This window comes from Anaeromonas gelatinilytica, assembly GCF_016820635.1.
GTDB classification, from domain to species: Bacteria; Bacillota; Clostridia; order Tissierellales; family SIT17; genus Anaeromonas; species Anaeromonas gelatinilytica.
Genome location: NZ_WSFU01000073.1, coordinates 1 through 11,148, shown reverse-complemented (window position 1 = coordinate 11,148; position 11,148 = coordinate 1). Strand labels below are relative to the sequence as shown.

At 23.5% G+C, this 11,148-nt stretch carries 11 protein-coding genes; 8 read left to right on the top strand and 3 right to left on the bottom strand.

All coding sequences use genetic code 11. From position 1 onward, the window contains the following. Nucleotides 1-335 precede the first annotated feature (335 nt). On the bottom strand, nt 336-1,664 hold the full coding sequence (locus GOQ29_RS05815; protein WP_203371705.1) for a helix-turn-helix transcriptional regulator: 1,329 nt from the start codon (nt 1,662-1,664) through the stop codon (nt 336-338). Nucleotides 1,665-1,955: 291 nt separating this feature from the next. Here GOQ29_RS05815 and GOQ29_RS05810 point away from each other — a divergent pair, with 291 nt between their 5' ends. The 4 genes from GOQ29_RS05810 (at nt 1,956) to GOQ29_RS05795 (ending at nt 6,490) form a co-directional block, all read left to right on the top strand. After that, on the top strand, nt 1,956-2,750 hold the full coding sequence (locus GOQ29_RS05810) for an ABC transporter ATP-binding protein (protein WP_203371704.1): 795 nt from the start codon (nt 1,956-1,958) through the stop codon (nt 2,748-2,750). After that, a complete protein-coding gene (locus GOQ29_RS05805) occupies nt 2,737-4,377 on the top strand; it encodes a hypothetical protein (protein ID WP_203371703.1) in 1,641 nt (546 codons plus the stop codon). Before GOQ29_RS05810 ends, GOQ29_RS05805 begins: the two co-directional genes overlap by 14 nt. A 143-nt stretch (nt 4,378-4,520) precedes the next feature. Continuing rightward, nucleotides 4,521-5,225, top strand: coding sequence for a LytR/AlgR family response regulator transcription factor (locus tag GOQ29_RS05800; protein WP_203371702.1), 705 nt, complete (start codon nt 4,521-4,523; stop codon nt 5,223-5,225). Continuing rightward, nucleotides 5,222-6,490 carry a sensor histidine kinase gene (locus tag GOQ29_RS05795; protein WP_203371701.1) on the top strand — a complete coding sequence of 423 codons (1,269 nt, stop codon included), beginning with the start codon at nt 5,222-5,224 and terminating at the stop codon, nt 6,488-6,490. The genes GOQ29_RS05800 and GOQ29_RS05795 overlap by 4 nt, the downstream gene beginning before the upstream one ends. 80 nt (nt 6,491-6,570) lie before the next feature. Here GOQ29_RS05795 and GOQ29_RS05790 read toward each other — a convergent pair whose 3' ends face one another. Together GOQ29_RS05790 and GOQ29_RS14990 are read right to left on the bottom strand one after the other, a co-directional pair. Continuing rightward, nucleotides 6,571-6,729, bottom strand: a complete 159-nt coding sequence (locus GOQ29_RS05790; RefSeq protein ID WP_203371700.1) for a cyclic lactone autoinducer peptide — start codon at nt 6,727-6,729, stop codon at nt 6,571-6,573. Further along, nucleotides 6,692-7,288, bottom strand: a complete 597-nt coding sequence (locus GOQ29_RS14990; protein WP_203371699.1) for an accessory gene regulator B family protein — start codon at nt 7,286-7,288, stop codon at nt 6,692-6,694. The genes GOQ29_RS05790 and GOQ29_RS14990 overlap by 38 nt, the downstream gene beginning before the upstream one ends. Before the next feature lie 679 nt (nt 7,289-7,967). Between GOQ29_RS14990 and GOQ29_RS05780 the strand changes: the two genes are divergently transcribed. From GOQ29_RS05780 to GOQ29_RS05765, 4 genes are all read left to right on the top strand, one after another. Next, nucleotides 7,968-8,666 carry an ABC transporter ATP-binding protein gene (locus GOQ29_RS05780; protein ID WP_203371698.1) on the top strand — a complete coding sequence of 233 codons (699 nt, stop codon included), beginning with the start codon at nt 7,968-7,970 and terminating at the stop codon, nt 8,664-8,666. A 168-nt stretch (nt 8,667-8,834) separates the two neighbouring features. Further along, nucleotides 8,835-9,518 carry a hypothetical protein gene (locus GOQ29_RS05775; protein WP_203371697.1) on the top strand — a complete coding sequence of 228 codons (684 nt, stop codon included), beginning with the start codon at nt 8,835-8,837 and terminating at the stop codon, nt 9,516-9,518. A 17-nt stretch (nt 9,519-9,535) separates the two neighbouring features. Further along, nucleotides 9,536-9,712 (top strand): hypothetical protein, encoded by a 177-nt coding sequence (locus GOQ29_RS05770; protein ID WP_203371696.1) that lies wholly within the window; start codon nt 9,536-9,538, stop codon nt 9,710-9,712. A gap of 220 nt (nt 9,713-9,932) precedes the next feature. Then, nucleotides 9,933-11,078, top strand: coding sequence for an ABC transporter permease (locus tag GOQ29_RS05765; RefSeq protein WP_203371695.1), 1,146 nt, complete (start codon nt 9,933-9,935; stop codon nt 11,076-11,078). Nucleotides 11,079-11,148: the final 70 nt, after the last annotated feature.

The window sequence follows — 11,148 nt, the reverse complement described above, 5'->3', positions numbered from 1 at the left end:
TGATGTATTTTATTATTACAACTATATTTAAAATACTGAGATATATATTAAAACCAAAATTAAAGGGTGAGGGGAATTGATATCTAGATTTAAAAGATTCAATTTCCCCTCTATACTTTTTTCTAGACTAAAATATCCTACTCAATAAAGGCATTGGATAAATGTACCAATATATACACCTACTAAGAGGTGAGGCATATCACGTAAAGCTTGGGATTATTTATAGATTTTTGACTACTCCACCCATAGGACCAGGGTCTTCATGTTCACTTAAAGAAATTCCAGTAGTAGAAGAACACAATATTAAAGTAAGAATAATAATTGTGCTGACTTTTTTAATTTGTTTCATTTTTTTCTTTCCCTCTTTTTAAATTATCAAACAACCTTTTAGTGGTTAATTGATCCTTATCAAATAAAAATTCTATAGCATTTAAATAGAAAAGTTCTACTTTTGATTTAGGAATATCTTTAGTAGAGCTTTCTAAATCAAATTTACTTTCAACAATACTTATAAGAGCATATATATCTTTAAAAGATTTAGTTATTTTATGTAATTTTAATAATTGAAGGTATATTTTTATTAATAATTCATTATCAATATTATATTCATAGCCTAATAATGGCCTAGTTAAATAGGTTTTAGCTTTATCATATTCCTTTAAACTTATATATAATTTTCCAAGGGCATAATATGTTTCAGGTAAGCTTTCTCTATCATATTTTTTTATTAAATCTAATGTTAATAAAGTATAGTCTAAAGATTTTTGATATTCTTGAAGTTTTTCATAAACTGCTGCAACATTGATATAAATTAAAGATAAGAGCTTATTTAAACTTTTATCTTCAGCTAATTTTATACATTCTTCATAACAAATCAAAGCATTATCATAATCATTTATATAGGAATAAGTATTACCTTTTAATACTAGAATATTAATTTTTTGCTTATTATTTAATGTAATATTTGATTTTTCAAGCTTATTTAAGATGTCAATAGCTTTTTCATATTTCTTGAGTTTTACTAGGCCCAGAGCTAGATTAAAGTTACATTTTATATATAGCTTGGGATCTATAGTATCTTGAGTTTTTAATAGTGATATAGCATTTTTGTTAAAATAAATACTTTGAGTATATTCTTTAAGAAATAAACAAGTTTTTCCTAATTTAAAATAAATTTCAGAAAGCTTTATTTTATCATGAGATAATAATAGATTTTCAAAAGTTTTTGTATAGTAGTTAAATGCTTTTAAGTATAATTTATTATTTAATAAGATATCTCCGATTTTTTCTAATATTATTGATTTTTCTTTGTTATCTGTAATAATAAGTAATAACTCATCAATATCATTTAAATTTTCGTATAAATTATCTTTTTCTAAATTTAATTCATTAATATATTTATTTACAAGCTTAATAGCCTGGGATGATTTTGATTCCATAATATAATCAAGTGTTATATTGAAATCAATATCATTTTCCTTACAATATTTATTAATGGTATGTACAATAGTAATGGCTGTTTTTTTAGTTAAATTTGCCTTATTATTTTCGATGGCACTTACTAAATTTCTAGTTATTTTTCTGTCAGTTATATCTACTTGTTTTAATTTTAAATCTTTTCTTATATTTTTAATTTTTTCTCCAGGGGAATATATTTTTTCCATAATCTACTCCTTTATTTGCCTATGATTATATAATAAAAAATATAGGATTACAATATATTCAATTATTAGAAAGTAAATTATATGATAAAGTAAGAATTATGATTTATAATTAGAAAAGGAATAAACTCTATTTAGTATTTTGAAATTATCTTGTTATAATAAGTATATCATGAAATATAGAGAATGTAATAATTAATAATATATAATTTTTAAATTAATAATCAAAGTGAGGGTGAATATATCATTTGTTAAATATGATATAATATTATGGAATTCAAAAGGAGGGGGATTATGGAATCAATAATAACTATTAGAAATTTGAAAAAATCCTATGGCACCAAAGAAGTATTAAAAAATATTAATTTAGATATAAATAAAGGGGAAATCATAGGATACATAGGCCCAAATGGGGCAGGAAAAAGTACTACCGTAAAGATAATGTTAGGACTGATAGATGAATATCAGGGAGATATAAAAATATTTGGGAAAAATATTAAGGATGATCCTGTAGAATATAAGAGAAGGATAGGGTATGTACCTGAGACTGCTGATATATATGAAAATCTAACAGCTAGGGAATATCTTATTTTCATGGGAGAATTATATGGAATGGATTCATCTGATGTAGATAAAAAAGCAGAAAAACTAATGGAGTTATTTGGTATAAGAGATGTTTATGATGGTAGGATAAACTCTTTTTCAAAAGGTATGAAACAAAAGGTTTTAATAATATCAAGTCTTTTAAATGATCCAGATATATTATTTTTAGATGAGCCATTAAGTGGTATAGATGCTAATAGTGTGATGGTTTTTAAAGAGGTATTATCGGAGCTTGTTCGTGATGGAAAGACTATATTTTATTCATCTCATATCATGGAAGTAGTAGAAAAGTTAAGTGATAGAATAATACTAATAAATGATGGAGAAATAGTTGCTGACGGAAGTATGAAAGATTTAAACTCTCAATTAAATGAAGGATCTTTAGAACATATTTTTAATGAATTAACAGGATTTAAGGAACATAAAAAAATAGCTCAAGATATTGTATCTACTATAAAAAGGGATGGTACAGATGAAAGATTATAGAGTATTAAAATTTATTGATAGATTTAAAGCTTTGTTTAGAAAAATGGGAGTAGATTATACTATAATGAGAAGAATTCTTCAGGTGAAATTATTATTAGATAGTAGAAGAACGGCAACTGTAAATATTCAAGATAATAAAAAAGTAGATAAAGATAAAAATAATTTCCTTCGTTCTTTACCATTGTATATATTTATAGGTTTGTTTTTAATTCCTTTCATTTTTATAAGCGATAATTATATTTTTTCGATGAGTATAGTGTTTGGGATATTTATGTTTATGATGATGGCATCTTTAATATCTGATTTTAGTTCAGTCTTGTTGGATGTAAGAGATAAGATATTGATATATACAAAACCGGTAGATAGTAAAACTTTAAATGTAGCTAAAATATTACATATTTGTATTTATATATTTATGATTACTATGACAATGGCAGCGCCTTCTTTGATAGCTTCGTTGTTTAATAAGGGAATTGTTTTTTTCTTATTATATCTTTTTTTAATAATACTAGTAGATTTGTTTATAATTATGATTACTGCTTTAGTATATTTAATTATATTGAAGGCTTTTAGTGGAGAAAAATTAAAAGATATTATCAATTATGTGCAAATAGGATTAACAATTTTTATAACTATAGCTTATCAATTAATAGGAAGAGTATTTAGTTTTACAGAAATATTTGAAGTCAATTTTAATCCTACTTGGTGGAGTTATTTTTTGCCTCCAGTATGGTTTGCTTCAATTTTTGAGTTATTGTTAAATGGTAATAGAGAAAATTATATTATTGTTTATTCTATTTTAGCTATAGTAGTGCCTATTATTTCTATTATATTATATATTATGTTTATACCGGCCTTTGAGAGGAATCTTGAAAAATTAAATCAAGCAGATGGAAAAGGAAAGAGAAAAAATAGATTTAATAAATTAATAAGTAATATAATTTGTAATAGTAAGGAAGAAAGAACTTTTTATAATTTTGCTTCTAATATTATGAAGAATGAAAGAAATTTTAAATTAAGGGTATATCCTAATCTAGGATTTAGCTTAATATTTCCTTTTGTCATGATAGTGGGAATGGGTTTTGATGGTGGTTTAGAGAGTCTTTCAAATTCCAAAAGTTATTTTTCGATTTATTTTACTGGATTTATGATTACCACTATTATTCAAATGATAAGATATTCAGGGAACTATCAAGGAGCTTGGATATATAAATTTTTCACAGTAAATTATGACAATGTATATAAGGGAACATTAAAGGCATTATTTATTAATTTAGTAACTCCAGTATTTATTTTTGTAGCTATAGTTTTTCTCTTTTTGTTTAAAAGCAAGGTATTAATAGACTTAGTAATAGTTTATATGAGTTTGTTTTTTGGGATATATGTAAATCATAAAATCGGAGAAAAAATATTACCTTTTTCTGAACCCTTTGGTTCTACTAATAAAGGAGGTATACTTCAGGCTTTTCAATCCTTATTATTATTTGGAGTTTTATTGGCAATTCATCTTGCATCTACGATGATACCTTATGGTAAATATATATATCTATTTATATTGATATTGGTGAATAAAGTAGCATGGAAATATGGATTTTCAAGGAAAATAATTAATTTGCAGAATAGATAAATAGTTAAACAATATATAATAAATTTATAGATAATTTTTATAAGTAGAGATAGATTGAATATTTGTACAACTATTGGTATAATTTGTATAAGAATATGAACTATTTTATTTTCTGTTAGAGAATAAAAATAGGGGTGATTTTAATGGGGAAGATATTAATTGTTGAAGATGACAATATTATTAGTGAAGGATTAAAATCAATAATATACTCTATAGATAATAGTTTAGAGGTTCTAACTACTGGATTTGCTTCTAAAGCTTTAGAGTATAGTAAAAAGTATCATATAGATGCTTTTTTCTTAGATATTCAATTGGAAGATTATTCGGGATTAGAATTAGCTAAGGAGATAAGAGGGATAGAGAAGTATAAATTTATTCCTATAGTATTTATTACAGCTATACCTACTAGAGAATTAGAAGCCTTTAGAACGATTCATTGTTATGATTATATTATAAAGCCTTTCACTAAGGAAGAAGTAGAGAAAGTATTTAATGATATTATTAAATATGGTATTAATGAAAAGCGAGAAGAAAAAACTATAAAAATAAGACAAGAAAATTATACATATGTTATTGGACAAGCTGATATTATTTATATAGAAGCTAAGAATAGGAAATTATACATAAAAACAGCGAAAGAAAACTTTGTAACATCCTCCTATACATTAAAGATGATTATAAATGAATTGTCGGATGATTTTATTAGATGTCATAAGGGATTTATTATAAATAATAAATTTATCAAAAAAGTAGATAAATCCAATAATTATGTATATTTGAAAAGATTAAAAGGACCTGTTCCAATTGGAAGGAAATTTAAAGAAAATTTATGTGAGGACTTAATATGACAATATTTGAATCTTTTATTATGTCATTATTTGATATAATAGGATATATAATGATATCTCATGGATTATTGAGAAAGAGACCCAAAAATATAAAAAGAATAGCACTCTATCTTTTAATGTTTTCATTCGCTAGTATTCCAGTAGAAAAATTTGTTATGAAAGGATATCATATCTTCTTTACTATGTCATTTTCATTATTATTTATATACTTGTTTTACAGAAAAAGTATTATGAAAACAATATATTTGTGGTTAATAACAACTGTTTTATTATTGTGTGCTCAACTTATTTCAATCATGCCTCTTAAGATTATTTTAACTGATATAGATTATAATTTTATGAATGGATTAATTTCTCAAGGTATTTCTATTGTATTAGTTATTTTAATAGTATATAAATTACCTTTATACATTTTATTAGAATATATAGAAAAGTCTAATAAACTCTTTAAATATTTAATTACTAATATTTTTATTATACTTCTTTTTGCTTTAATTTATTGGAAATTAGATATAAAGAACATATTTGATAATTTCATTATGTTTTCAGTCTTATCTTTGATTATCGTATTTATCAATTTTGTTATATTAAGAAGGGGACTTAAGAATGAATATGAGTCTAAACAATTACAATTATATGATAAGTATTTTACAGTAATTGAAGATTTAATAAAAGAAGTAAGGGAGAAACAACATGAATTTGATAATCATATACAGGCTTTAAATATGATTGCATTAACTAGTGATGATACCGAGGGAATATCAAAATATATCAAGGATTATACCCAAGAATTAAGTAATAAGAAAATAAGTAATTTAATAAAAATAAACAATAAGATACTTGCAGGGTTTTTATATAGCAAACAGAGAGAAGCTGAGGATAAGGGAATTAGATTTAATGTTTCAGTATACAATTATAATTTAGATACGGTGTTAAAAGATTTTGAATTAATAGAAATAGTAGGTAATCTAATTGATAATGCCTTTGAAACTAATGTAAAGGATAATATTGTTGAGTTGATTGTAAAAAGGGATGAAAAATTTAATATCATAGAAGTATCTAATAAATATCATTATATGAGTCAAAAAGATATTAGTGAATTTTTTATTAAGGAATTTTCTACTAAAGAATCAAAGGGAAGAGGCTACGGGCTGTATAATTTAAGGGAAGTATTAAAGAAATATGATGGAGAAATAGAAGTTTTAAATAAATTTAGAGAAGAATATAATTCTAATTTCCTTGTATTCAGGATTATATTTAGATAATCATTTAATTTATAATAAAAAAACCATAGTAAGCTTAACTATAATAATTAAACTGTACTATGGTTTTTTAATGGGGGGGATTATCTGTTTTCTATTTCTTGTTTTAAAGCTTCAGGACATTCAGGTTCACCCCAGAAAAGATAACAGGCAGATTTTGAAACTAATATTGGGGAAGCTAGTACAAGAATACTACATATAGAATTAATTGCCTTTTTGAAGTTTGAGCCTTTTATTTTCATATAAGAATACCCCCTTTCCTATAATTAATTGTAAAGCTTGAAATGCTAATACCCATATTGAGTTAGTAGCATAAAGTGCTTCATTATTAATTAAATATAATAAATAATGAAGCAAAATTGATAATATACCTAAAATTTTGAATTTTATTATTTTAGGTGTACTATACATTGGTCTTGATTTAGATGGAATAGGAGCTAAAAAAATTACAGATATTATAGTAAATACAAATAAGGTAACAAGTATTAAAGAATTTAGCGGAACATTTATAGATGCAATTAATATTATTAAAAAGAAGAAACATGAAGATATTAGACAACCATTATAAGTCTTAAAATGTAATCCTCCTGTAAATATTCTAATAGATAGTAGAGTTATTATGGAATAAACTAGATATATTCTTTTACCTATAAAGCTGAAAATAATTAATAATATAATTACTTTGGATAATTCGCTTATTATAACTTGTAAAGTATATTTAAGTTTTATACTATCAGTTTCCTCTAGGTCTATATTTTGAATAAAAAAAGTATGAATGCTATTTACTATTTTATCAATCAATATGCTTCACCCTTTAATTATTTCTTTTATAATAAAATATCACAAATTATAAATTTTTGAAAGTAAAATGGACAAACAACAGATATAGATGTATAAACGACATAAAATGTTATTCATACACCTAAAAGTGTCGTTTGTCCATTTTACTAATATCAATGATGGTATGACTATAGAAGGGGTCTTTTTATATTTTGCTTTTGCTTTGATTTGTATGATTAGACATAATGATTTAGATGAATATAGCTAAGGTTTGAGAATGATTATGATTTTGGATAGTGTAGTAAATTAAAGATAATATTTTATAAATTAAAATTATAAAATGGACAAACGACATATATATATGCATAAACGACTAAAATGTTGTTTATACATATTAGAGTGTTGTTTGTCCATTTTTATTGAAAAAGAATGTAAAAATATTATAAGATTTAAATAAAGATAAAAGATTTACAAATCTTTATATGTGTAAAGAAGATTCAAAATTTTCTTTATGTTAATTTTAGATATAATAAAAAATTATTTAAGTATTTAAAATTCTCATAAAACCGGAACTAAATTATAAATATATAATTGTTTACCTGAAATTAATATAAATTTCTCCCTTCAAAATAGTGTTACATATTTATAGGATGAATTTTGTCATTTTAATAACTAAAATTAGAGAAAGGAAGAAGGGCAAGTGGAGATTTTAATAGACAATGTAAGTAAGAAGATTAAAAATAAAATTATCTTACAGAATATAGATATTCATGTGAAAGAAAATCAAGTTTATGGATTAATAGGACCAAATGGTGCAGGAAAAACAACTTTAATAAGAATTATACTTAATTTGTATCAACAAACAGAGGGAAAAGTTATGGTAAATGGTGTAAATGTAAATACCAATAAATTTGACAAGATTAGAAAGGATATTGGTTGCTTATTTGATCATTTAGGACTTTATAAAAGTTTATCTGCATGGGAAAATATAGAGTTTTTTGATAGAATTTATTATCCTAATTCGAAAAGAGTAGAACGAGAGAATAGAATAAAAAAGGTTCTAGAGTTTGTGGAACTTATAAATAGGAAGGATGATAATATAGTTTTCTTTTCTAGAGAAATGCAGCAAAGATTAGCATTAGCAAGAGCAATTATAAATAAACCTAAATTGTTGATTCTTGATGAGCCTACTAGAGGGTTAGATTTAGATATAATATTTATGTTACGTAAATATATAGAGATGATAAAAGGGAATGAAGTTACAGTCTTTATTTGTTCTCATCATTTAAGTCAACTTGAAAAAATTTGTGATGTTTATGGGTTTATAAAAGAGGGAGAGCTAAAAAAAGAAGGTACGTTTGAAGAACTTTGTAATTTGGACTTGATATTCAGTCAATAAATTTAAGCCTTTATATATTATTTTTCTGATACTTATTAGTTTTGGATTAATTATAACATTATACTATTCACTAATGATAATCGTTTTAAGTCTTTTGTAAGTAGTTTATTTGAAATAGTTGTTATTAATTTAAATAAAGAAAAAATGATTATGAAAGGGATGTATTAGATGGAAGCTTTAATTTGGAAAAGATTAAAGGAAATTAAAGGTAGTAAAACGAAAACGATTACTTATTATTTATTGCCATTTATATATGGGGGAATTTTATTAATTATGAATGTTCCTCAAGATATAATAGTTGGTTATTATTGTTTCGGCATAATATTAATGACTAGTTTATTTCATTGGAATGTTGAAGATATAATCTATAGTGAAGTTTTGTTATCAACTAATATAAGTCCCTTTAAATTTTGGATTACCAATTCTTTATTAATAAGTATTATAGGCTTTATATATTCTATGATAATACTCTTAGTATTTTCTTTTATATACTATATTTTTTCGGGGAATATTTTTGGTGGCTGTATTATACCTTTTATACAAGGTTTTGTTAATTTTTTTATGGGTTTAGCTATGATTTCTATTGCAACGTTACATTATGTAGATTTTTCAAAAATAAAACAGTATTTAACTTCAATATTAGGTATTATAAATTTCATATTCCCATTTATACATATTTTTTTCTATAAGTATTTAGAAGTTAGTTATAAAATGATAGGTATGTATTTGCTATCAGGAATTATTATGATGATAATTGTGATTTTTATAGCAATAAAGAGTAAAAAAGAAAATTTAATTAGAAATACAAAAAAATTGGTGAATATGTATCAGTCACAAGAATTAGATGATTAAATAAGGAGGAGGGATATATGAAATCAGGATTATTGTGGAGTTTAGTTGCATTGTGTATAATTTTAATTTTGGCTTATCTATATTCTTTAAAGAATATAGATAAAAAAGAAGAAATAAGAAATACATTAAAGATCATGTTAAGTATAGGGTTAGTTATGATAATATTAATTATAATTATCATTAACAGGAAATAATATATATAATAAATTAAATAGTGAATTTTTCAAATGGGCAAATGACAATTAGTGGTGTATAAACGAGATTTTATGTCGTTTATACGTCTATATCTGTCGTTTGTCCGTTTTTGTTGAAAAATCGTAATAAGTTTTTTAAAATTAATAAGGGAAAATGTTATCAGTATTTCTGAATATTTAAAGCATTACAAAGTTAAAAAAAAATAAAATGGAGGGTAATATGAAGAAGTTATTTAAAATTATTACTATGGAATTTAGGATGTTATACAGAAGTAAATGGAATTATTTGATCATTCCATTATTATTATTTTATCTTTTTTTTAGCATAAGGTATGGTGTATCCCATTTAACACTTTCAGGATTTTTAGTACAAGCACTTATGATAGGAAGCATGATTATAGGATATCAATCTAATACAAGAGATGAAAAAGAGAATTATAGAGAACTTTTTTTAGTGATTGGAGATAGACATATAACAATAAATGCAAAAATTATAGCAAGTTATATATATATTTCTTGTGTTAATTTAATCGTTATTATATTTATGATAATAACTAGTATTGTTTTAAAGAATCCAATTTGGATAATAGTTGAGGCAATTATATATTTTTATTTAAGTTCATTAATATCTGTAACTATTGGATTTATTATTGGAGTATTTATGAAGAGTAATATAGCTTATATATTTATTGTATTATTGTCTATAATAATAGGACCTTTAGGAAGAGATATTTATGAAATAGTAATATCAAGAGTACATTTAGATAATTTTAGAAGGATTATAAATATTGTTAATATTGGTCAACAGGGATTTTTACATAGTCTGATATATTTATTTGTAATGGTGATAATTTTATATTTATCATTGAGTATTAAAGAAAAGAAAAAAGGAAAAGTATTTTTATTATATGCATTTATATTAATTCTACCTTGTATAGCTCTTATTCATTACAATGGTATACCAAATTTTATATACAAATCTAAGAGTATGGAATCAGTATCTCAAAATTTATCTGCTGAAAAAAATTATAAGGACGAACAGTTTCAATATACAGTAGATAAATATAATTTAGAAAAATTATCGGTTAATGTGGATAAAAAAAAGAGATTAGAGTTCAAAGAAGATTTAAATATTCGCTTAAAGTTAGATACAGATAAATTAACAGTAAAACTTTATAGAGATGTTAAAATTGAAGAAGTGAAACTTGATAATAAAGATCTAGAGTTTCAACAGGATGGAGATAATCTTATTATGCATCTTGATAATAAATATAAGGCAGGAGAAAAATTAAATATTTATATAAAGTATAAGAGGAATAAATTAAATATTAAAGATGTAGAAAAAATCATCTCAGATATTCAATAAAGTAATCTAAAGACTAACTATATGAAGTCAAATAAAATTTAAATATTTATCATTCCAAAATTAAAGTATA